The sequence below is a fragment of the Flavobacterium galactosidilyticum genome, from assembly GCF_020911945.1.
GTDB lineage: Bacteria > Bacteroidota > Bacteroidia > Flavobacteriales > Flavobacteriaceae > Flavobacterium > Flavobacterium galactosidilyticum.
Genome location: NZ_CP087135.1, coordinates 2,581,452 through 2,605,522, shown reverse-complemented (window position 1 = coordinate 2,605,522; position 24,071 = coordinate 2,581,452). Strand labels below are relative to the sequence as shown.

Annotated in this window: 20 protein-coding genes; 7 read left to right on the top strand and 13 right to left on the bottom strand. The window is 32.9% G+C overall.

The features are described 5' to 3' along the window. Nucleotides 1-2: 2 nt before the first annotated feature. From LNP27_RS11235 to LNP27_RS11215, 5 genes are all read right to left on the bottom strand, one after another. The gene (locus LNP27_RS11235; protein ID WP_229941692.1) at nt 3-1,178 is read right to left on the bottom strand and encodes a galactose oxidase; all 1,176 of its coding nucleotides are present in this window, start codon (nt 1,176-1,178) and stop codon (nt 3-5) included. Between the two features lie 244 nt (nt 1,179-1,422). Further along, nucleotides 1,423-2,343: a dihydrodipicolinate synthase family protein gene (locus LNP27_RS11230; RefSeq protein WP_229941691.1), complete on the bottom strand. Its 921-nt coding sequence runs from the start codon at nt 2,341-2,343 to the stop codon at nt 1,423-1,425. 368 nt (nt 2,344-2,711) lie between these two features. Then, a complete protein-coding gene (locus LNP27_RS11225) occupies nt 2,712-3,941 on the bottom strand; it encodes an ROK family transcriptional regulator (protein ID WP_229941690.1) in 1,230 nt (409 codons plus the stop codon). A gap of 320 nt (nt 3,942-4,261) precedes the next feature. Further along, nucleotides 4,262-5,836 (bottom strand): RagB/SusD family nutrient uptake outer membrane protein, encoded by a 1,575-nt coding sequence (locus LNP27_RS11220; RefSeq protein WP_229941689.1) that lies wholly within the window; start codon nt 5,834-5,836, stop codon nt 4,262-4,264. A 4-nt stretch (nt 5,837-5,840) separates the two neighbouring features. Then, the gene (locus tag LNP27_RS11215) at nt 5,841-9,275 is read right to left on the bottom strand and encodes a SusC/RagA family TonB-linked outer membrane protein (RefSeq protein ID WP_229941688.1); all 3,435 of its coding nucleotides are present in this window, start codon (nt 9,273-9,275) and stop codon (nt 5,841-5,843) included. Nucleotides 9,276-10,100: 825 nt separating this feature from the next. Between LNP27_RS11215 and LNP27_RS11210 the strand changes: the two genes are divergently transcribed. Together LNP27_RS11210 and LNP27_RS11205 are read left to right on the top strand one after the other, a co-directional pair. Beyond that, nucleotides 10,101-11,249, top strand: a complete 1,149-nt coding sequence (locus LNP27_RS11210) for a saccharopine dehydrogenase family protein (protein WP_229941687.1) — start codon at nt 10,101-10,103, stop codon at nt 11,247-11,249. Between the two features lie 75 nt (nt 11,250-11,324). Further along, entirely contained in the window at nt 11,325-12,062 is a 738-nt protein-coding gene (locus LNP27_RS11205) for a GYF domain-containing protein (RefSeq protein ID WP_229941686.1), read from the top strand. Between the two features lie 113 nt (nt 12,063-12,175). Here LNP27_RS11205 and LNP27_RS11200 read toward each other — a convergent pair whose 3' ends face one another. Next, nucleotides 12,176-13,030 carry an EamA family transporter gene (locus tag LNP27_RS11200; RefSeq protein ID WP_229941685.1) on the bottom strand — a complete coding sequence of 285 codons (855 nt, stop codon included), beginning with the start codon at nt 13,028-13,030 and terminating at the stop codon, nt 12,176-12,178. A gap of 281 nt (nt 13,031-13,311) precedes the next feature. Here LNP27_RS11200 and LNP27_RS11195 point away from each other — a divergent pair, with 281 nt between their 5' ends. Beyond that, entirely contained in the window at nt 13,312-14,307 is a 996-nt protein-coding gene (locus LNP27_RS11195; protein WP_229941684.1) for a metal-dependent hydrolase, read from the top strand. A gap of 56 nt (nt 14,308-14,363) precedes the next feature. On the opposite strand, the gene LNP27_RS11190 is transcribed toward LNP27_RS11195, so the two are convergent. From LNP27_RS11190 to LNP27_RS11180, 3 genes are all read right to left on the bottom strand, one after another. Beyond that, the gene (locus LNP27_RS11190; RefSeq protein WP_229941683.1) at nt 14,364-14,969 is read right to left on the bottom strand and encodes a 2OG-Fe(II) oxygenase; all 606 of its coding nucleotides are present in this window, start codon (nt 14,967-14,969) and stop codon (nt 14,364-14,366) included. 270 nt (nt 14,970-15,239) lie between these two features. Beyond that, nucleotides 15,240-16,703: an AAA family ATPase gene (locus LNP27_RS11185; protein WP_229941682.1), complete on the bottom strand. Its 1,464-nt coding sequence runs from the start codon at nt 16,701-16,703 to the stop codon at nt 15,240-15,242. A 183-nt stretch (nt 16,704-16,886) separates the two neighbouring features. Then, the gene (locus LNP27_RS11180) at nt 16,887-18,005 is read right to left on the bottom strand and encodes a vWA domain-containing protein (RefSeq protein WP_229941681.1); all 1,119 of its coding nucleotides are present in this window, start codon (nt 18,003-18,005) and stop codon (nt 16,887-16,889) included. A 344-nt stretch (nt 18,006-18,349) separates the two neighbouring features. Between LNP27_RS11180 and LNP27_RS11175 the strand changes: the two genes are divergently transcribed. Next, nucleotides 18,350-18,517 (top strand): hypothetical protein, encoded by a 168-nt coding sequence (locus tag LNP27_RS11175; protein ID WP_229941680.1) that lies wholly within the window; start codon nt 18,350-18,352, stop codon nt 18,515-18,517. Nucleotides 18,518-18,738: 221 nt separating this feature from the next. Here the strand turns inward: LNP27_RS11175 and LNP27_RS11170 are convergent, their stop codons facing one another. From LNP27_RS11170 to LNP27_RS11160, 3 genes are read right to left on the bottom strand one after another with little or no spacing between them, the layout of a single operon-like run. Then, entirely contained in the window at nt 18,739-19,119 is a 381-nt protein-coding gene (locus LNP27_RS11170) for a YchJ family protein (protein WP_229941679.1), read from the bottom strand. A gap of 17 nt (nt 19,120-19,136) precedes the next feature. Beyond that, nucleotides 19,137-19,379, bottom strand: coding sequence for a hypothetical protein (locus LNP27_RS11165; protein ID WP_229941678.1), 243 nt, complete (start codon nt 19,377-19,379; stop codon nt 19,137-19,139). 5 nt (nt 19,380-19,384) lie between these two features. Beyond that, nucleotides 19,385-19,543, bottom strand: coding sequence for a hypothetical protein (locus LNP27_RS11160; protein ID WP_229941677.1), 159 nt, complete (start codon nt 19,541-19,543; stop codon nt 19,385-19,387). 371 nt (nt 19,544-19,914) lie between these two features. Between LNP27_RS11160 and LNP27_RS11155 the strand changes: the two genes are divergently transcribed. Further along, nucleotides 19,915-22,758 carry a PAS domain S-box protein gene (locus LNP27_RS11155; protein WP_229941676.1) on the top strand — a complete coding sequence of 948 codons (2,844 nt, stop codon included), beginning with the start codon at nt 19,915-19,917 and terminating at the stop codon, nt 22,756-22,758. Between the two features lie 62 nt (nt 22,759-22,820). Beyond that, a complete protein-coding gene (locus LNP27_RS11150; RefSeq protein WP_229941675.1) occupies nt 22,821-23,150 on the top strand; it encodes a response regulator in 330 nt (109 codons plus the stop codon). 17 nt (nt 23,151-23,167) lie between these two features. Here LNP27_RS11150 and LNP27_RS11145 read toward each other — a convergent pair whose 3' ends face one another. Further along, complete coding sequence (locus tag LNP27_RS11145) at nt 23,168-23,713, bottom strand: hypothetical protein (RefSeq protein ID WP_229941674.1); 546 nt, start codon at nt 23,711-23,713, stop codon at nt 23,168-23,170. A 91-nt stretch (nt 23,714-23,804) separates the two neighbouring features. Between LNP27_RS11145 and LNP27_RS11140 the strand changes: the two genes are divergently transcribed. Then, complete coding sequence (locus LNP27_RS11140) at nt 23,805-24,053, top strand: hypothetical protein (RefSeq protein ID WP_229941673.1); 249 nt, start codon at nt 23,805-23,807, stop codon at nt 24,051-24,053. Nucleotides 24,054-24,071 lie beyond the last annotated feature (18 nt).

Here is a 24,071-nt window from a genome sequence, read left to right as displayed (position 1 = left end):
TATTATTTCTTGATGGTTCCTAACATAACATTAGGTGTACGAATTCCAGGTTTAATTTCCCCGTTAGACAGGATTATTTTTTTATCCCATAAAACGGCTGGAGTGGTAACATGAGGTAAAAAAGGTAACTCTCCTACTTTTGACCATTCATTTGTTAGCGTATTGTATAACAAAATTCCGTTGAAAAATCCGGGATGATTCGTTACTAATTTATTTTTCTTAGCGATGAGTTCCGCTTTTAATTCTTCTGATTCTGCTTGAGCAATTTGAGATAGATAGGTTTCTATTTGGTGAAAAATAACACCATTGTCTCCACCAACAATTAACACAGAATGAGTTCCTACGGCAACTCCAGCTCCCGCTGAAAAGTTAGTGCTGTTTTTTCCGTCAGAAATCGTTGCCGCAGCTTCCCAGATTTGTTTTTTTACATCGAAAACAAAAGTAGTATTATGTAAATCACTTATTCCAGAAGCTGTTTTAGTTCTTCCGCCTACTACATAAATATTAACTCCGTTTTTTCCTTTTTGAGCAATTACAACCGCATTGGCTAAAGCCAAAGGTAAATTGGGTAAAGCTTTCCATTGCGGGTTGGCTTCATTCAAGTCTAGACTAGCAAAAAAATCAGAGGATTTAGCTGCCTCATCTCCGCCAACAGCATAAACTGTTTTACCAATATGAGTCAGAGAAATATTTGCAATAGCGAAAGGAAAATCGGGTAATACTTTAGCTTCCACTTCTTTTTTAGCGGCATTCCATTTTAAAAGATATGATTTATTAGAAAGTCCATTTTCATTTTCGCCACCTACATAAACCACACCTAAATCAGTAGATGTCGATCCACAATAAGCAATAGCTTCAGGCAATACACTTTTTACTTCATTATTCCAAGTATATTGATCTTTGCATTTTTCAAGTACATGAATGGTTTTAGAATAACTTTTCTTTCCTCCTTCCCAAGGCATTTTATCAGGGAAGTTGGCACCACCGCTAACAATTAGCACCTCATTACTAATACCGTTAATTGGTCCTGCGTAACCAATTGAAAGACTACCATCCGAATTTTGCAATTGGGCAGCTGTCGTCCAATCTACATGATTTACTTCTTTCTTTTGAGAAAATGCATCAGTTGTTGCCATAATAAGGGATATAAAAAGTAAAGGAAAAATAGATTTGTTCATCGTTATTATTTTAAAATAAAGTCTCTAACAAAATGTAAGTCGGTTCGTGATTCAATGCTACAAAGACACAAAAACACAACGAATATTTTTTTAGCTTTTTTATAAATTAAAGCAAATAAAGCCTTTGTAACCTGATTAATTAATGGCAACGAAGATGCTTTTAATCTAGCGAAAAAAACAGCTTATTTAATATTGTTAAACCTACACTATTTGTGTTAGAATTTTTCAGAATCAATAATTACAATTATTTTGACTTATATTCATCAAAATTTAAACTTGCTACATCTTTTTTGAATAATTCAAATTGTTCATCACTCATGTTTTTTACAGGCAATCTGAATTCACCTAAATTGAATCCTACCATTTTCATGTATGCTTTACCAACTGAGATTCCGCCATATTTCCCTAACAAACGAATCATGTCAATGGATTTTTGTTGTAAAACACGAGCTTTAACCAAATCATTGGCATTGAATGCATCAATCAAATCGTAATACAATGGAGCTGCATAATTAAAAGTGCTTCCTACAGCACCTTTTGCTCCTAATACTAAAGCTGAAAGCATATTTTCATCACGTCCCCAAAGCATATCGTACTTACCATCAGCATACGTCATGCAACTTTGGAAATCCATAAAATCTTCATGGGTATATTTTACTCCAGCAAAATTGGGAAGCTTACCATCTAGTGCTCTCACTAGATCAAACATCGGAAAGTTAACTCCGGTCAAAACTGGAATATGATAGTAATAAACAGGCATATTTGGCACTTCTTTTCCAACTTTGATACATACTTCAGCAAGCATATCTATATTTGCAGGTTTAAAATAAAAAGGACCTGTCAGTGAAACAGCGTATAAACCAATTTCGTAAGCATGTTTAGCTAACTCGATACAATCATCAAGACAAGTACCTGCTAAAAAAGCCATTACTTTAAAGTCGGCATCATGATTACTACAGTCTGCCCAAGCTTGTGCTACTGCTTTCTTTTCCGCCATGGTTGTAGAAACTCCTTCACCTGTTGAACCATTAATAAAAGCTCCCGTTATTCCGTTTTGTTTTAAAAAAGAATAGTACCCAGGAATTAAACTAACATCTAATTTCCCGTTGCTATCAAATGGTGTAAATGGAGCAGAAATAAGACCTTGTAAGTGTTGAATTTTCATAATATATATTTTTAAGATTTTTTTTTAGATTAAGTGAAGACTAAAAACTAAAAAACTTAGTCTGACTAATAAATTATTAAATTGATAAAATAAAAATGTGCGTGGTGATACAATTAGCGTTAATCTTAACTATTTTTAGGACTAGAGGCATTCCACTCTAAATCCTATTTTTAATAGTATAGTTTCAGAAATTTAATCGCATTTTCGTAAACCGTTTTCTAGATTACTTTTAGCAAAAAAAACGGAAAAGAATAAGATCTCCAGCACTTTAAAATTTATTTAGAACTATCAAAAGGTAAACTTACAAAATATTTTAATAATACAAGTCGATTTATTAAAAAAATTTAATAACAAAAGAAAAGATAATTTTAGTTAACTAGAGCAGTGAGCATTTTTTCTTTTACAACACAGCAGGCACCAATAACACCTGCACGAGCGCCTAAACTAGATTTCTTTAATTTCACATCTCTATTAACTAATCCTAATGAGTATTTTTTTAAGGCAGATTGAATTGGTAAAAGTACATAACCACCCAATAATGAGAAGTCACCACCAACAACAAGTAACTCTGGATTGAAAATATTAAGAATCATAGACAAGTAGCGCCCCATTTTTTCACTTTGTTTAGAAACTAACTCTACACACAAAGAATCTTCCTGTTGTAAAGCCCCCATAATTATAGCGTGATGTTGCAAGCTTTTTGAGTTATCATCTAACACCACTTTAGATTGTTTTCCTGCAGAAATTGCTTCTTTGAACTGATTCACTAATGCCCAACCCGATATCTCGGTTTCTAAACAACCCATTTTACCACATTGGCATATGATTCCATTGTCGAAAATATTACTGTGACCAAATTCTCCCGCATAACCTGACTTTCCATAATACAAGTTTCCGTCAGTAATTATTCCAATTGCTACACCCCAACCGTAGTTGACATAGATTACATTTTGTTCTTCATCAACAACGCCCTCATGATATTCTCCAAAAGCCATTGCTCTGGTATCATTTTCTAGTCGAACAGGTAAATCCAATTGCTCTGATATGATTTCGTTTAAAGGTCGGTTTTCACTGAAAAAAAAGTTATAACTGAATCCTTCCATTGTATTTATACGGCCTGATAAATTGATACAAGCACCAACGATCATTTTTTTATCAACTAAACTATCTTCAACAAATAAATTTATTAAGTTGCATAATTCAAGTAAGGATTCTTGTGTATTTTCTAAAACAAACGAAGCTCCTAATTCAATACTTACAAATTCATTTTTTATATTTTGTAATCCTATAGACATGCTACTGCGACCTACTTCAATTCCTAAAAAATATGCACATGTGGGATTGATACTATATAAAGAAGGTCGTCTTCCACCACTATTAGTGATTTTCCCCATATCTACTACATATCCTTCAGTCAGTAATTCATTGACCGCTTTAGTAACTGTAGGAACACTGGATTGTAGTTCCGAACCTAATTCTGCTATTGTAGCATTTCCGGAAGACAATAAGTGTTTTACAATTGATTGTCTCAACATGTGCCACTTTTGCCCCGAAAGGCTATTGTCACTACTAGCGTCTAATAAATCTTTTAAACTCATTTTTTATAGTTTTTTACAATTTAGAGGTAATTATTTACAAACTTACTATATTTTTCTTAAAGCTAATCAGGTTTTATAACTCAAGAAAATCGGATAATTATTTATAATACTTCAGATTCGCACATTTTTTATAACACTTTTTTTATGTGATTTTTAGTAAGGCTAACAGCAAGGTAATCAGAGCTAAAGCAAATCATTCGATTACATTTTTAATGCTACTGAATTTTAGTAACTCAACCGAGAAAAAAACTAAATTTTAGAGTAAAAAAAACCGGCAAAATAATTATGAATACTTTGCCGGCTTTGTTCATTATAGAAACTTACGTTCCACTATATCCAGGATTTTGTTGTCCCTTTAAAGTTTCGTCACTATTTAATGTAGATAAATCAATTGGCCACAATAATTTATGGTTTTGACCTGCTATATTATCTAGTACGCCTATTAAGTTTAAATCTTTTCTGAAAGCAAGAGGATTTCCTGAAGCATCTTGCATACGACGTAAATCGTACCATATTTTACCTTCAGCTACAAACTCTTTTTGTCTTTCATTAAAAATAGCAATCTCGTTTTGTTCAAATGATCCGTTTACAAAAACTGGCGCAACGCTACCTGCATAAGCACGCGTTCTGATTGCGTTAATTTCAGCAGAAGGATCTTGTCCTTGTTTGTTTTTAATTTCAGCTAACAGCAACTGAGCCTCCGCTAAACGATAGATTGGAAAATCATCTGAGAAAGAACGAGCTCCCTCAACTACTGTTCCTATGAATTTACGAAGGTTAGTAGCTTGCAATGTTCCTTTGTTAAAATTCAAGAAAGTCACATTAGCTCTTGTGTCTGCAGCATCGTATTTAGCGTACAAATCATACTTGTACTCATAACGAATAATCGTTCCACCGCCATTAACTTTCAAAGGATCAGCAGCAGGAATAGCGACACCTTTATCATCTACATAACCTGTCAAAGCATCTGAAATTGCATAGATAAATTGGCTGTAGTTATTAGTAGCCTCCCCTTGACCATATCGCAAAGCAAAAATAATTTCATTATTTCCTTTAATAGATGATGTTGCAGCAGAGTTGAATACATTAGCAAAACTAGATTGTAAGCTGTATTTTGGTATAATTGCCTCGATTGCCGCTCTAGCAGTAATTAAGTCCGCAACAGTTGTAGTAGGATTTGCTCCATCAATTTTAACTTTTGCTGACCATAAATACACTTCTCCTTTTAGCATTTGAGTTGCAGCTAACGACCATTGTGCTTTTTGCATTTTAGTAGTATAAATTCCTGCAAAATTAGTCACTGACTTTTCAATATCCTCTTTGATAAAATCTAAAGTTTCTTTCTCAGTAACGGTACGCGGCAAGTAAGCATCTTGAACTGTACTTGGCGTGCTAATGACCACTTTAGGTTCTTTGGCCAATGGCACTCTACCATATGTACGGTACAATTGGAAATAATAAAAAGCTCTTAAACCATAAGCTTGGCCTAAATAATAACTTTTATCAGCTGCAACTAGATAGTCAGCTTTTTCTACTTGATAGATAAAGTTATTTACCTGAAAAATCGCACTATAAAATCCTGACCAACCTGAAATTCCAGTAGCCGATTCTCTTATGTCTTGACTAATAATTCCACTTGAGTTCAAAGACGCAGAACCTGTAAAACTAGTTCCAGTCCTTAATGTCCCTCCTCTAAGTTCTCCTAAAGTGTACAAAGTAAATTGGTACCCTCTTAATTGATTGTGTAAACCAACCATTGCCCCATCTACCTGTGTGCTAGTTTTCCAAAAGCTACCACTAGCGTAATAATCCTCTGGAGCTAAATCTAAATTGTCGCAAGCATTAAACGTCAAGGATAACGTTAATAATGCAAATCCTAATACTATCTTTTTCATAATTTTATAATATAATTTGAATACCAAATATTACAGTGCGAGGTAGCGGATACCCTCCACCTACAGATGTTCCATTTTCTGTTGCCTCTGGAGAAAATAAAGTAGATTTACTTAAGTATCCTAAATTTTGTCCAGTTAAAGTCAATTTTATTCCTTCAATCTTTGCTTTGCTCAGTAGTTCAGATGGTAAAGAGTAGCTTAAATTAACTTCACGGAAAGCTAAATAATCGGCTTTGTTGTAAAACATACTTGAAGTACGGAAAGTATTGTTCTTGTATAATTGATCAGCCCAGTAATATGTTGGGTATTTTGCATTCGGATTTTCAGGCGTCCAAGTGTTTTTTACATCTTGTATTGTGTTGAAAGTTCCTTGTGCATTACTCAAGAACCAAGTCGTAGGACCATCGTATTGAACAAAACCTAAAGCATAATCTAAACGGCTACTCAATGTGAATGACTTGTATCTAGCTGTAAAGCCAAAACCACCAGTCATTTTAGGAACAGTGCGTCCCATATATTCTCTATCATAACTGTTAATGATACCATCACCATTTACATCTTTCCATTTTACATCTCCTAAAGCGATTGGGTAATGCAATGCTTTTTGAGCAGGAGTCATTGCGTTGAAAACATCTGGATGAACTAGAGTTCTTGCTCCTAATAAATCTCTTAATTGCAAAGCATATGAATCTAGATCTGCCTGTGTTCTAATAATTCCCTCAGCAACATAAGCATAGGCTTGATTAGGATCTTGTCCTTCTTGAAAACCACCAACCCAAACAAGATTACCTTTATCATCATAAACTTGGCTTCCACCAATTCTATTATTCTCTAAACCATTGTTTGGTAATTTTAAAATTTTATTCGTATTGGTAGCGAAATTAGTATTAATATCTAATGACCAATCTTGGGTTCTAACTGCACTATAATTTAAATCTAACTCCACTCCTTTGTTTTGAAAACTACCTAAGTTTGTTGTGATTTGAGTAATACCAGAGGTAACTGGAAGCTGGAAAGTAGAGATTTTATCATTTGTTTCTCTATCATAAAATGCAAAAGAAAGATCTAATTTACTAAACAATCGTGTATCTACTCCCACTTCATAAGTAGAAGAACGTTCCCATTTTAAGTCTGGAAAAGGAAGTCCACCTGCTTGATATCCTAATATACCATCATACTTTCCTGAATTATATCTTCCTTGTAACTGGTAGGCACCTATACCGCTAACATTAGCATTTTGACCATAACTAGCTCTTAGTTTTAACGTATTTACAACATCAGAAATCCCACTAAAGAAATTTTCTTTGTGCATGTTCCACCCTACAGATATTCCCGGGAAATTACCCCAACGATTGTTTAATAATCGAGAATAACCATCACGTCTTACCGTTAAAGTCATTAAGTACTTGTCATCATAATCATAATTTACACGAGAAAAGAATGATAAAATACGTTGACGTTGGTGATAGGTATCAATATTCCTTCTGTCTTTATCGCCACTAGTGTATTCTAAATCCATGAAATCATCTGATGGTGCACCAGATCCAGAAGCTGATAATCCATTTTGATAAATGTCATAATATTCAGATCCAATCATTACACTAATATTGTTTTTATCTAAAAACTTTGTATTGTAATTTAAAGCACCATTATAGGTCTGGCTAAAATCTCTTGAGTAACCAGCACTTGAAGATCTAGTTTTATTTGTATTTCCTGGGCTAGATAAAAAATCTTTATTGAAAGCTTCATTATATCCATAACTATAAAACCAGTTCGCACTTGTGCTAAAACTTAAATTCTTTAAGATATCAAACTTGAATGATTGCGAAAGTGTAAATTTATCTGTAGTATTATTGCGGATGAATTTATCATCGTTAACAGCAGGATTTCCATCTTGCGAATCACGCCCTACTAACAAATCGCCATTCGCGTTTGTTCCTCTCATTGTAGGAGGTGCTCCTAAAGCACGAGTTAAATAATTACCTTCACCAGCTGTTTGAGAATCTCTCCATTTAGCATCAGCAAAATTAATGCTAGAAGTAGATGTTAGCCAAGGCTTGATTTTATATTCCCCATTGAAAACAAAAGTCAACCTTTTATAGAAAGTATTTATCGGCAATCCTTGCTCGTCAAAGGAGCCTATACTAGCGTAATAATTTCCTTTTTCATTACCGCCAGTCATATTAATACTATAATCCTTAGTTAATCCTTGTGGTCGTAATGCGTAATCTTTATAGTTAAAATCCTTATAAATGATTTCTTTATTGGTTCCATTTAAATCGTAGGCTCCAAGAGCATTAGTCTTTAAAGGATCAATCATAGATTGCCAACCTTGCGACAACAATTCCTCATTTATCGGATTTCTAAACATTGGACTCCATACTGCAGTATTTACTTTGTTTCCGTCAAGAATATTTCCGTTAACATCTTTGTAAACATTCCCAGTTCCAAAAGGACCAATACCATTTAGTTGCGTCAGTCTTCCAGCATCATACTTTCCAGAAGTTTCAATGGCTTTTCTAGACCAATATAAATAGTCTTTAGCATCTAAGAAATCAAAAGGAATATTAAGTGTATTAATACCTACTTTTGAATTAATAGTGATGTTAGACGTACCATTCTTTCCTTTTTTAGTCGTTATCAAAATCACACCGTTATTAGCTCTTGCACCATAGATAGCAGTCGCAGATGCATCTTTTAATACTTCAATTGAAGCAATATCATCTTGACTAATTTCACTAAAACCCGCTCTAATAAAACCATCTACCATAACAAGTGGTGAACCAGATCCATCATAATTTGTACCTCCACGCAATACAATAGAAGGTACAGCTCCAGGTCGTCCTGATGACTGTTGTACTCTTAATCCAGGAATTGTTCCTGCTAAGGCAGAAGCTGGATTAGAACGCACACCTGTTTGTAATACTTTGTTATCTAATTTTGATACAGATCCTGTTATTTTTGATCTCTTTTGTGTTCCATAGCCCACAATTACGACTTCATCTAAACTTTCGCCAGACTCTTTTAATGTAATAGTAAGTGGTGATTTTCCAATGCTTACTTCTTGTGATTCCATTCCAATATAAGAAACAATAAGTTTGGTAACATTAGCTGGTACATCAATACTAAAGTTACCATCAAAGTCAGTTTGTGTCGAAGCAGTGCTACCTTTTGCTACAATGTTTGCACCAGGAATAGGCAATCCGCCTGAATCTAATACTTTTCCAGTAATTTTCTTCTGGATAAAACTCGCATTGAAAACTGTTGTTCCCGTTTTTGAAACTAGTCTACTTTCAAAAAGCGATACTTTGTCAGTCGTCGCTGCTGTTGAAAGTTGAACCGTTAAAGCCGTCAACAAAACAGTAGCTAGTTTTGTTGTTCCCCTGGCTGGCGAATCATACCATAAATCTCTTGGCTTGTTTTTAGAAAAAATTTTCATAATTTTTTGAAGGTTGGTTAATACTTTATTATTCTCGTAACTTCTATTCTCTTACTTTCCAGTTTATTCAGATAATAGAATAAAAAGAACTACATGCTATTTTTAAGGAAAGTAAGATCATATTTAATCAAAATGAGACGAGCTCATTAATTTTTATTTTATAAAATCTATCATGGTCTTTCGTGTATCGACTAGCAGATTTTCGTTTTTATTTAGTAAACTATTTTATTCTAAAAGTTTAAATAAGTTTTTGAATCAGTACTAATTATATGTTAAAAATTAATATTGATAAGCAAATATATAAAAATATTTAAAACAAAGAACAAGTTATTAAATAATTTTATTAATTAAATTATTAGTCATTTTCATTTTATTATTTATTTAAAACTTAATTAAAATTTTAATTACTTAATTATTATGTTAAAAAAGTAATTATTGTTGTTTTCACGGATGGGATTAAGTGCATTTTTTTGCAATAAATTTAGAAAACATCCTATTTATCACATTATTATATAAGGAAAGGATCAACTGCCTAATTAATTAATAAATGTCTTCTAAATTAATTTTATTACTTCTCAAATATTTAATAAAACCAAGGTCTGAGCGGCTTACATACAATTGAAAAATCATTATATAATCAGTTTGTATAAAATTTCTATATAATTAAATTTGGTTTTTTACTTTTATACTATTTTTCTTAAAATAAAGTTTCTTACTTCTTTTAAAACCAATAAAATGCAGCGTATTACGACCAGAAACTAATTTGTAAAATATTTATGCTAAAGCAAAAATTTCTTAAAACAATAAAATCCTTATCTTTAAAGTATGAAAAAGCATCACAATATAATTATAGCGGGAGCTGGCGGAATAGCAGAAGCTGTTGGTTTAATACTAATGGAATGGAGTGATGTCACTCCTACTCTTTTCATTGGCGACAGAAACCATTCAAAAGCAAATCAAGTAGTGCATTGGATTCAAAAAGGAACATCAAAGTCTGGTAACATACACGATTTTCATCTGCATGAAAAAGACTTAACCGATGAAATGAAGTCAATATTAATGCAAGGCGATATTATTCTTGACTGTCTGCCTGGAAGTCAAGCACCAAGGATAGCACAGTTTGCGAAAGATTTTAATTTACATTACGCCAATCTAACAGAATATGTTGCAGAAACGGAAGCTATAAAATCGTTGGCAAAAAATGCTAACACAGGCTTTCTACTTCAAACCGGCTTAGCACCTGGTTATATTGATTTACTGGCCAATGGTCTTTTTCAGCAATTTTGTAATGATTATGAGGTTGAAAAAGTAGATAAATTGGAATTTAAGGTCGGTGCACTAACCACTAATGCCGTTGCTCCGCATTATTATGGATTCACATGGAGTCCTATAGGTGTTACCACAGAATATCTCAAAGATACCGTTGTTCTTCGTGATTTTTCAAAAATAAAACTTCCTTCATTGTCAGAAAGAGCGACTATTATTATTGAAGGTATTGCTTATGAAGAGGCTCTAACTTCAGGTGGCGCAGCTGATTTGCCTGACGCGCTACAAGGGAAAGTTAGGTCGCTTGATTACAAAACACTAAGACATCCGGGTCATTATACTTGGATTGACGAGTTACTTTCTAATTTAGAAAACAAAGAAGATGCAATAAATGAATTGCAACAACAAATGCAGCAAATAGTACCTACTATCGAAGATGACCAAATTGTTTTGTATGCTGCAGTAGAAGGAAGAGATTCGACGGGAATGTTGCGACGACGCGAAATTTCAAAACGTATTCTTCCGCAAATAGTAGGAAAACATACATTAAGAGCCATTCAAATTACAACTGCCGCTCCATTAGCGCAAGCAGCACAGCTCTTGCTAGAATCCTCTCTTACTGGCATTATACTTCAAAGCCAAATTGATCCGATAGCATTTTTAAACGGAAATTATATTGCAAGAGTTTATGGAAAAACAAAACTGTAACTGAAAATTTCTTTTACAATTAATAAATAAAATTGTTTTGTACTTTTGACATTGGATAATAATAAGTACAACTAAATGAATTTGTATTACATACACGATGGTACGGGCAGCACTGGACCATTTGATAGCGACCAACTGAAAGCCAAATTAATTACAAAATCTACTCCTGTATGGTGTGCAGGCATGGAAGATTGGAAGTATGCAGGAGATGTGCTAGAATTACAAAATTTATTCGTAATTATTCCACCACCACTTAGAGGATTTCCAATTACTCAAAATCTAGAGCCTCAAACATTTTTAGAAGCTGATGAAGAAAAGCCTGATCCTAAAATTATGGGATTAGATAAAACGCTTTTTTATATAGTAGTTTCAATTTTAGTACTAGTTATAGCTACGGCTGGAATTAGCTTTTTTCAAAATCAAAGGAGCGTTCAATTAGAGCAACAAAACTTAAAAACTGAAAAAGAAAATCAACAGCGTGAATTAGAAGAAAAACGAATTCAGGATGAAAAAGCCCAGAAAATTGAACAAGAAAAACTAGAATTTGAGCGAGTATTAAAAGAACGAAAGGTTTCTCTTAATAGCCAACTTGTAGAAGTTCAACAGCAGCTTTTTGTTGCTGTAAGTAGTTTGAATCAAGCTAAAGATAAGCTAGCAAAAGCCCAAGATTTTCATTTTTTAAGATCAGATAGCGAAAGAGAAAATGATATTAACGCTAGCATGAAAGAAATTGATATCGCCAACAATCAAATAGTGGAGCTTAAAAAAGAAATGGACCATATTTATTTGGAATTAGAGAAAATAAAAGTCTAGTTTTAAGGAGAAAATAACGACTTTTTTTTTAAAAACCATTTAATAAGAAATTTTAAATTTAAGTTCACATAGTGCTGAAAAATACAGGTTTAAAACAAAATTTTTTCTATATCTTATTTCATTTGCGAGAGTACTATTAGAATAATAGCTAGCAAAGCTAGGGCAAGACCTGCGTAATTCATCTTGGTCAGTTTTTCTTTAAATACAAAAACACCAATCAAACTTCCTAGAATAATGACGCCCATATTCATACCCGCAAAAACAGTCGAAGGATTTTCAACAAATGCCTGATGCGCTTTTAAGTAGAAAAGAATATTACCAAAATTAAAAACACCTACTAAACCTCCAAATGCGATATTTTTCATTTGTAAACGCGCTTTAGTACTAATCAATTCATAGATAACTACGGCAACCATAATTAGCAGCGCAATACTAAAAACAACAAATAGCGAAGTTGTATAAGGTAAAGTGGTGTACAATGCAATTTGTTTAAATAGGATATCTATTAATCCGAAACCTAGTAAGACGACAGTGGGATAAATCCATTTATTTTTAGTGTTTTCAGACGGTTTTGCTAGAATTAATAGTATTGCTGGTAATCCAATTAAAAATGCAGTAATTTTTAATGAATTAAAATCTTCTTTGAAGATAAACCAAGCTGCAAGAATAGGAATAAATAACGAAAGTCGCTGGGCGGCATCCGTTTTTACAATTCCCATGTGTTTTATAGAAGCTGCCAAAAATAAAAATACCGAAGGCAATAATAAACCAATAACAGCATATAAAATCCATGGCGATTCTTTTCCTACTACAGTCAAATCAGGACTGAAGAAGAAATAACATAGAATCAAAGCAAACAAATAATTTGCAGTAACAATTTGTGAATTATTCACATTGTATTTACGAGAAACTTTAAAAATTACACCTACGGTAACACTGCAAATAATACTTAATATTAGAAAGAGCATAATAAATTTTTAGAACCCAAAAATACTGTTTATTGCTTAAAAAATAGTCCTTTTCGAAATTTAAACTATTCACCACTAAAAGCCTTAAAGTTTGAAGAAAAAGTTTAAAAATTTTGCCCCGAGGTACTGTGACTTCCACAGATTAAAATCTTTTTAGTCCTTTTTATGTCAGGCTAAAAAAAATTATAAGATCACTAAATTAAAGATTTATTTACTCAAATTTTCTAAACATTTAGAACACTTAAATTGGGAAGTCGCTCGATAAGACTTACTTTAGCATTATGGATTCTTTTACTCAAATAGCTCTCGGAATCGCCGTTTCCGAAGTATGTGCTGGCAAACAACTCAAAAATAAAACCTTTTTGTACGGTGCTATTTTAGGAACATTGCCTGACTTAGATGTTCTAGTTGGAATGTTCTTAAATCCTGTAGATGCGCTATTGATTCATCGGGGAATTAGTCATTCTCTTTTTCTTTTTTTATTAATCAGTCCATTATTTGGATGGTTAATTTCAAAAGTAGAAAAAGGCAAAATCAGCTTCTTTACCGCCACAAACATGGCTTTTTGGGGTTTGTTTACGCACGTATTGTTAGATATGTTTACTTCCTGGGGAACACAAATCTTGTGGCCACTAGAACAACGTTTCGCTTTAAAAACTATTTTTGTTATTGATCCGCTGTACACCATACCGCTAGTTATCGCATTAGTTTTAGTATGGAAAACGCAAAAAGAGTCACTTCGATATAAATACATCAAGCGCGGTTTACTAATTAGTAGTTCGTATTTACTTTTATCTTGTTTTATAAAACTATACGCGTTATCTCAATTTGAAAAAGCATTGACAAAACAAGGTATTCAGTATAATGAAATCATTGTAAAACCTACGGCTTTCAACCTCATTTTGTGGAATGCGAACGTAGCGACTACAAACAATTATCTATTGAGTGATTATTCCCTTTTTGACACCCAGCCTATTTCATTTGTCGCTTATAGCAAAAACAACGCTTTAGAAAAAAGCTTAATAGGAAATGCCGATTTTGAAAAACTCAAGAAAGCTAGTGAAGGCTGGTATATTATTTCACAAAAAGACGAAAATTTATATTTCAACGATTTGCGGTTCGGACTGCTAAATGACAACCCAAGCAACCCACTATTTTCTTTCAGTTATCAGTTTGTGCAAAACAATTCCGAAATGCATGCTACTGAAGTTCCTAAAAATAAAAGAGACGGAAAACGACTGTTGCAAAAAATAGTCACTCGATTAAAAGGAAATTAAATGCACTTCTAATAAAACTAAATCTCAACTGCGCTAGATTTGACAAAAGACAAAAATTAATCACTTTTCAACCAACCTGTAATGCTCATTCGAGTATTTTGTGTAACCAGAACTTCATGTACTAATTCGTCACTTTTAAAGAAAACGGTTTTGCCTTGAGTTGGCGCTATTTTTTGATTATTATCTAATTGATGAATTAGGAGTTCACCGCCGTCACTTTCTTGCCAATCGGCGTTCAAATAGCTAATCATAGAGTATTTTCGGCTGGGATTATTTTTGAATTGATCCAAGTGTTTTAAATAAAAATCACCCGATTCGTAAAGGGAATAATGAAACTCATAACCGGTAATTCCAGCAAAACAGCTTCGGTTTAGATAAAGGATAAATTCTTCTATTTGAGCAAAGAATTCGTTTTCGAATGCGTTATTGTGTTTTTTATCCAACCAGTAAATAGAATCACTCCGAATCGCTCCATCGTATGATACTTTTTCGGCGTTTCCAATACCTGCTTCTACCAATAAACTTTTGGTGTTGAGAGCAATTAAATTTAGCTTTAAGTTATTCGCCAAAGTGTTACTCAAAAAATGCTCTGATATGCCTACTTTATTTTCAATATAAGTGGCAATCAAAGTCTCGAAATTATTTTCCATGTCAATTTTCATTGACTGTTTATACCGCCAACGGGCCAAGGTAGAATAAAAAAAAATGGTAATACCTGATTGTTAAATAAATATAAATTATTATTTTTTACCGAAGATTGGCTGATTTTTAAAAATACTATTCTACAGGTCAAAAAATTAAATTGTTTTATTTAAAAATAATATCTTTATTAGAATATAGTATATAAATTAAAAATCTGCAAATCTGCGGTTAGAATCATATTATCTTAAAATTTAAAAAAGGGTTTAGAAATAAATCTAAACCCTTTTCTATTATAGTTTACTGATAAAACTACCGTAAATATCCTTGAATTGATATCCTTCTGAGAAGCGGTCTTTACTGAGTTTTTTATATTCAACCAAAGCCCACAAAATGAACTCTTTCATAAAGAATTTATCTTCTTTTTCGAGTTGTGGTTGGTATTTCTTGATTAAAATCTCAAGAGGAACAATACTGCCTAAGATTCTTTCATATTCGGCATCTGTACAATCATCTAATAATTCGAAACCACTTTCAGCAAAAAACCACTCGATAATATCCGTATAAGGTGTTTTTTCATCTTGTTTTTCTAATTTCTCAATTTTTGGAAAATAAGCAGGGAAAAAAGTATGAATCGCATCACCTAATAAATGCTGAGCCACCACAGCCGCTCCTTCTTGTTCTCCTTCATAAACTAATTCCACTTTTCCTGTAATTGCAGGAATAATCCCCATAAAGTCAGATAAACGTACGGTTGTTTTATCTTCTCCATTTTTCAAAGCTCTTCTCTCAGCAGTACTCAATAAATTCTCAAAAGCAGTAATACTCAAACGAGCACTAATTCCGCTCTTATTATCAATGTATTCACTTTCTCTCGCTTCAAAACTCACTTGTTCCAGTAAATCTCTCGCTAAAGAAGGCACATAAACCATATCATTTTGCAAAGAGTCTAACTTGGCTTCTTGCTCTGTAATTGTTCTTGCAATCTTGATAGTGTCAGGATAATGCGTCAGGATTTGAGAACCTATTCTATCTTTCAGCGGTGTTACAATACTTCCTCTATTCGTATAATCTTCTGGGTTTGCTGTAAAAACAAATTGCATATCCAGCGGCATTCTTAATTTAAAACCTCTAATTTGGATATCGCCTTCTTGCAAAATATTAAATAAGGCTACTTGGATTCGAGCTTGTAAATCAGGTAATTCATTGATTACAAAAATACAGCGATTCGCTCTCGGAATCATCCCGAAATGAATCACGCGATCGTCCGCATAGGACAATTTCAAATTTGCTGCTTTTATAGGATCAACATCACCTATTAAATCCGCAACAGTAACATCTGGCGTAGCTAGTTTCTCGAAGAAACGATCACTTCTATGCAACCACGAAATTGGGGTTTCATCACCTTTAATTTCAATTATGTCTTTAGCAAAACGCGAAATCGGTTGGAATGGATCATCGTTAATCTCTGAACCAGTCACATACGGAATGTATTCATCAAGCAATTCTACCATTTTACGTGCTAATCTCGTTTTGGCTTGACCACGAAGACCTAATAAGTTAATATTGTGACGCGACAAGATTGCTCGTTCCAATTCTGGAATTACGGTGTTTTCGAATCCGTGAACACCTTCAAAAGTTGGTATTCCCGCTTTTATCTTTTCTCTCAAATTCGAACGCAATTCATCTTTGATGCTTTTACTTTCGTAACCTGATTTTTTTAATTCTCCGAGTGTTTTTATATTTTCTATTTTCATGTTTATTATTTTTTAACCACAAGATTCACAAGGTTTTTACGCTACGTTCACCAAGATTAATATTGTATTTTACTTTTTTATTAATACTATTCTATAAATATATTTTCTTACTTGATTGCAATTGACAATACAATTACTCTACATCTATCTACTACTGCTCGACTGAGAACTGAGCACTGAACACTACTTAATCCTCTTCTTTCTATTTGTTTCATAATCCTGAAAAATCATTTCTCCTAGTCCTTTCAGTCCAGTATAAAACGCTTTTCCTTGATTCGCCTCCGTAAAATGATTCACAAATTGTTGCAAATAGGGATCATTAGCGATCATAAAGGTAGTAATGGGAATGTGTAATTTCCGAGCCTTTTGCGCCTGATTGTAGCATTTATCCACAATATATTCGTCCAGTCCGTTACTGTTCATATAATAAGAACCGTCTTTCTCCCGCACGCAACTTGGTTTCCCATCGGTAATCATGAAAATTTGTTTATTGGTATTTCGTTTTCGGCGTAAAATATCCATGGCCAATTGTAAACCAGCAACCGTATTTGTATGGTAAGGACCCACTTTTAAATAAGGTAAATCGCTGATCTGAATTGTCCACGCATCATTTCCAAAAACTAAAATATCTAAAGTATCTTTTGGATAACGCGTCGTAATCAGTTCAGCAAGCGCCATAGCTACTTTTTTAGCAGGAGTGATCCGATCCTCGCCATACAAAATCATACTGTGGCTAATATCAATCATCAAAACCGTACTCATCTGGGATTTAAACTGTGTTTCCTCGACAACCAAATCATTTTCGGTCAACATAAAATCTTCAACACCGTTATTGATCTGGGCGTTGCGCAAACTTTCAGTCAACGAAATTCGTTCCAGTCCATCTCCAAAATGAAACTCCCGAAACTCACCCGTGTGTTCGTCTCCGCTTCCCGCATGTTTCGTTTTGTGATTACCACTTCCAGAGCGTTTCAAGTTCCCAAAAATAGTATCCAGCGCTTGTTGTCTAATCGCACGCTCCGTCTTGGCAGTAATCCCAGTTCCCGAAGTTCCGTCCTCTTTCAGTTCGTCACGGATATAGCCTTTTTTCCTTAAATCTTCAATAAAATCATCAATGGTATAATGTTCATCGGTGAGTTTATATTCCTTGTCTAATTCCCGCAACCAGTCGATCGCTTCATCAAAATCTCCCGAAGTATGCGTAATCAACTCCTTAAAAATCCCAAAGAGTTTATCAAACGGGGACTGAAATGGCGCTTCATATTGCTTAAAATAGAACCCTTTTTTATTCACGTTTTCCATAGACTTTAAAATTACATCATTTTGCAGCGTCCGTCAGGCAAACGTTTACTAATTTTTAGTTAAATGCGGTTCTAGAATGTATTTTTCATAATAATTTGGGCGTGTCCGCGCTTCCACTAGCGTTTCAGCGTGGTCGTGCTGTCCGTTTCAATCTCCCTGAAAAACGGGAGGATTTCCACTGCCATCACTCACGCGGAAAAATGTGCTAGAAAGCTGTTGAACTTTTAAATGAAACCTGAAATTTCATTAATTAAAAGTTGTATGTTTCATTATGAAATGGAATTCATTCGTCCCTTATGGATGGAAACGGGAGAATGGGACGATTGTGGCAAACTTTGATTTTAATGTCCGAATTTCCAGTTTTTGGATCTTTACCTTTTGGAACATTAATTTCAAAAAATCAAACTGCATACAATAATACACTTTCTGCTTCAAATAAATTAGGCAAATCAACAATATTCATCTACTATATGATGCCTATTATTAATCAATTTTTACATGAAATTTTATAAAATTCAGCAAAAAAGCGTTCAAATGAAGATAGAATTATTTTTTTTTAGATTGTAGTGTTGATGAATTTACAAGGAAAGATTATTTAAATTAATTTAAAGATTTATCTTCAGCAACAGCTAGTACAGATTTGCAAAAAACCGTTGACGAACGAATGATCACAAAACAAGGTGATAAAAGAACCACAACCTACAAGAAAATTTAAAACTACATGGTTTTAAACTCAAAAAAACTGTCCATCGACATAAAACCAACTTCCATTTTCAAATGTAAAAGTAGAAAGTTCGTGATGAATATGGTTTTGAAGCGCATTATCTGAAAAATAAGCTTTGAATTCTACGGTATTTTCGGTGGTCTTTACAATTTCTAATTTGAGCCATTTATTAGTCGTGGCCCAATTTAAAATCTCCGTTTTAGTATAGTGTTTTCGCTGAGAAATATCAGTGGTTGCAACCAAATAATCAGCTTGATGTGCTGCATAAGCGGAATATCTGGAGCGCATGAGAGCTTCAGCAGTTGTCGCTTTTTCAGAGCCTTTAATTATGGGTTCGCAACAATCTTCAAACTGTTTAGTGGAACCGCAGTAACATTCGATTGAAATCATTGTTATATTAAAAAAAATTAATTAGAAGATGTTGTTTGACCATTAAGCCCAACAATTCTTTGATGCAATTGATTCAATAATACTTGATACCTGCTAACCTCCATTAAATCTTCGTCTTCTTCCGCAAAATCTAATAATTCATCTAATTCTTCGCTTACCTCCACTAATTTATTACCAGCATCTTTGGCGTTTTTCTCTGCAATTAGATCAATTATTTCTTGAACACCTGTTTTTACTTCGTCAAATTTACTTTTATCCATGCTGCTTATATTTTGTTAGTATCGGGAGTATTATTCTCATTAAACTTTTTTACAATTTGCTTCAATTTTTCTTTACGAACTATTTCCGCTTGCTTAACTTTATCTTGCGCTTTGTGCAATTTATCGTTGTGCTTTTTTATATTTCTTTCGTTATTTCGCCCCATAATTTTATACTTTAAAATTTTAAAATCCTTTTTTTGATTCAAAATCTCCTGCAAAGTTCGTCTTATTTATTAAATTTAAATTGGTTTTAATTTGAAAACTTCCTCTTTTTTTAAGTCTGTACTTTATATTATAATTTAAGATTGTTTAACACCTTGTCAAAAAAAACCAAGATTTAGTAGGCGATTTAAATTATAATTAAATATTTTTATCAAAAAAAAAGGAATAATTAATAATTCACAAATTACAAATAAAGACTAAAAAACTATAAAACAACAACTTAGAAACCAAGTGACACTATTTTATTACTAAATATCTTTCTATATATTTATTTTTTGAAAATTGAAGTTTCCCCAAACCGACCAATACAAAAATGAAATCCAAAAAAAAACACAATAAATTCATTGAGTGGTTTTTTAATAGGCCTAAATTAACCAGTATACTTACATTCTTGTTCCTGAGCTATATAGTAGGATTTGTCGTAGTATTACAATATCAAGTAATCAAAGAAGATGAGCAGCGACAAATGGATACAATTCTTCATGTTGTCCAGCAAAACATTGAACAATCATTAAAAAACTGTTATACAACTTCACTTACTTTAGCACTTACAATTGGTGAATCAGGCGTGCCTAAAAATTTTGATTATGTAAGTAAAAGTTTAATTGCTACTAACCCTACTATTCACACTGTTCAGCTCGTTCCTAAGGGAATTATAAAGTACATATATCCTATGGCAGGTAACGAAGAGGCGATGAATTTAAACATTCTGACCAGCCCTCATCTCAACAAGGAAGCTTTTAAATCTATTACAACCAGAAAAATGTATTTTGCTGGACCTTTAGAACTTAAGCAAGGAGGAATGGGGATTGTAGGGAGATTTCCTATTTTTCAAAACAACCAATTTTGGGGTTATTCAGCGGTAATTCTAAAATTAGAAACGCTTTTAAAATCGTCTGGTATAGCTAATGTCGATCAATCAAAATATTATTTTCAGCTATCAAAATACAGTCCTACCGAGAAACGTGAAATTTTCTATTTACCTAAAAAAGAAAATTTTAATGACAATTATAAAATTTCAGTACAAATTCCAGACGGTGATTGGAAATTATATATCGCTTCAAAAAACCGAAGTTTTCTAACAAAAGAAATTTTAATACCGGGAATTATTGGAATGCTATTAGCAGCACTATTTGGTGTAGTAATTTTTACGCTTTTAAGGATGCCAAGGAAATTACAGTCCTTAGTGAACAAACAAGCTAAAAAATTAATGAATTCCGAAATAAAATTTAAAGCAATTTTTGATCAAGCTGCCGTAGGTATAGCTCACATCGATTCTTTTACGGGTCGATTTATTGAGATTAACAATCAATATTGCAAACTATTAGGATATTCTCAAAAGGAAATCCAAGAATTAAATTATCAAACGCTAACCCATCCTGAGGATTTAATTGAAGATTTAAGCAATATCGATAAACTTCGAGCCGGAGAAATTGAAAATTATTCTTTAGAGAAGCGCTTTATCAGTAAAGACGGTAATGTAATATGGATAAATTTAACCGTTTCGCCACTTATAAAAAAGGATGGTAAAGTGGTGTCCCATATAGCAATTATAGAAGATATATCAATAAAAAAAGACGCTGAAGATTTGATCAAAAAAAGTGAAATCCGCTTTAAAAGTTTGTTTGAGGACTACCCTATTCCACTTTGGGAAAAGGATTTCTCTCAAGTTAAAAATTATCTCAAAGAACTAGATTTAGTCAGTAAAAGTCCAGATATAGTTGAGAAATATTTAAAGACCAATCCTGAAGTAATAGCAAAATGCATGACACTTGTACGAGTAGTCGATGTGAACAATATGTGTATTGACCTTCATGATGCTAAAAATAAAGAAGAAGTTACGTGTGGTTTTAAACAATTTCTGGGAGAAAGTTACACCTGTGATTTTGCAAAGCATATCATAGCTATTACTCAAGGAAAAAATGAACTAATAGCAGACTCTACCATAAAAACGGCTAAAGGTGAAACTCGAGATGTAAAATATCGATGGAGTATTATTACTGGATTCGAGGAATCATTAGGAAGAACTATAGTGTCTACAGAAGATATTACAGTACAGAAACACAACGAAAATATTATAAAAAAATCACAACAAAGAATCGAATCATTAATTAATACTATTGACGGAATTGTTTGGGAATGTGATGCTGTAAATTTCTCACACACATTTATTAGTCCAAAAGTAAAAAACATATTAGGATATACCCCTGAAGAATGGTTAGCAGACGCTGCTTTTTGGCAAAATCATATTTATGATGAGGATAAGCATTATGTACAAAATTACACGGAACTAAAAAAGAATCAAAATTTAGATCATGATTTTGAATATCGAATGATTGCTAAAGATGGGTCGATTGTTTGGCTAAGAGATATTGTAAATGTTGTTTTAGAAAATGACAAAGCTATTAGTTTACGTGGTATTATGATTGATATTTCTAAAGCAAAGGAAGCCGAAAAGGAGTTAAACGCATCATTTGATTTAGTCACTGAAGAGAACAAAAGGCTTCTTAACTTCTCGTATATTATATCCCATAATTTGAGATCGCACACTAGCAATATTGAATCTATTATATCCCTCCTTGAAACTGCTGAAAATGAAGAGGAAAAAGAACAGCTTATTCAATTGTTAAAAACGACCTCCGATTCGCTCAATGAAACCATGTTTCACTTAAACGAAGTTATAAATATAAGAGCTAACATTGACTTGGTCTCTGAACCTTTAGACTTAGAAAAATATATTATTTCGACTAAAAATGTACTTTGTGAGCAAATCTCATCGAATAAAGTGACAATTTCTACTGAAATACCTCCAGGTACGTTAATTAATTATAATCCTGCCTATTTAGAAAGCATACTCTATAATATAATTTCAAATTCTATCAGGTACAAACATCCTTCCAGAAAACCAGTGATCAATATTAATTTAGTAGAAGAAAACAATATAAAAATTCTTGAAATTACTGATAATGGAATTGGAATTGATCTAGCTAGAAATGGAGATAAGATTTTTGGGATGTATAAAACTTTTTCTAATAACGCTGATTCAAGAGGAATCGGGTTGTTTATCACAAAAAACCAAATTGATGCAATGGGAGGAAATATTACTGTAGAAAGTGAACCTAATAAGGGAACTACATTTAAAATCTATATTCTATGAAAAAGAAAAAAATATGGGTAATTGATGATGATAATATCTATCAAATAATCGTAAAGAAGATCATGGAGAGATCAGAAATGTTTTCAGAGATATCCTCTTTCAAGAATGGAAAAGACGCTATAGATGAGTTGTATAACAGCTCAGAAAATATCGACGCTATTCCGGATATAATATTGTTAGATATCAACATGCCAATAATGGATGGATGGGAATTTATGGATGAATTAGGAGTGATAAAACCTAAATTTAATGCAGATATCGTGGTTTATATTGTAAGCTCTTCGATTGCGATTGAAGATAAAAATAAATCTAAATCGCATGAAAATATTTTGGGCTATTTATCTAAACCTGTCACTTTAGATGACTTAATATTGATTGCATCGAGAGACTAAAAAAAAACAAATCAGACTCAAATAAATTGTTTTTTAATTTCCTCTAAAGTCTTATTAGTGAATATGAGTTCCGTAATAATCTGTTCCCTCAAAACATCAATATCCTCATAATCAAAATATTTAGCCCAAGAAGTTAAATTGAATAAATTTCGAATTTGCTTGATGCGCTTTGTAGTTTCAAAACTAGTTCGGAGAATAGCTTTTTTATCGTAGAGCGGATTATTTTTGTGCTGATAATTGACCGTTTTTTTGATGAAATTCGCCTCTAAATAATAAATTTCTTCTTCGGCATTGTCTGGATAAAAGTCGTTCCACGAGGCAAAACCTAACTTCAATTTAGAAATAGTTTCTGGTTCTAATGGCTCTAAGCGCCACTTGCTGTTCGCTAATCGGCCCCAGTGATTTGATAAACGGTACATTCCAGCTTTAGTATAGTAGTATTTACTCCCTGCTTTACTATCGTACTGAACTTTTAATCCATTTATAGATTCAATAGGCATTTCATGAAATACACAGAACGTATTTTTGAAGGAATTAGGACTAGGTCTGAAATTTTTTTCCATACTGCAAAGGTAATGAGAAACTATAAATCATCCCTAGACAAACAATATTTGATTAACTTTGCATCCGAGAATTATTTTAAATATAAGCATTATGACAAAAGCATCTGAAGAAAGAATGTTGCAAAAAGGAGTTTATACAGGGATTATGGAACAAGATGAGAACAACAACTTTTTCTGTGGTGAATATCTTTTAGATTATAAAATGGCAACGAAATATCCAGTTGGAGAATGGATAACTATAAAATCTATTATCGAAAACCCAAGCGATATTAGCTATAACAAATACCCGAAAAAATCAAAAAATTTCGATAAAGCGAACAATAAGCCACAGCAAGAGTAGTTTTTTTTTAGTTTAACG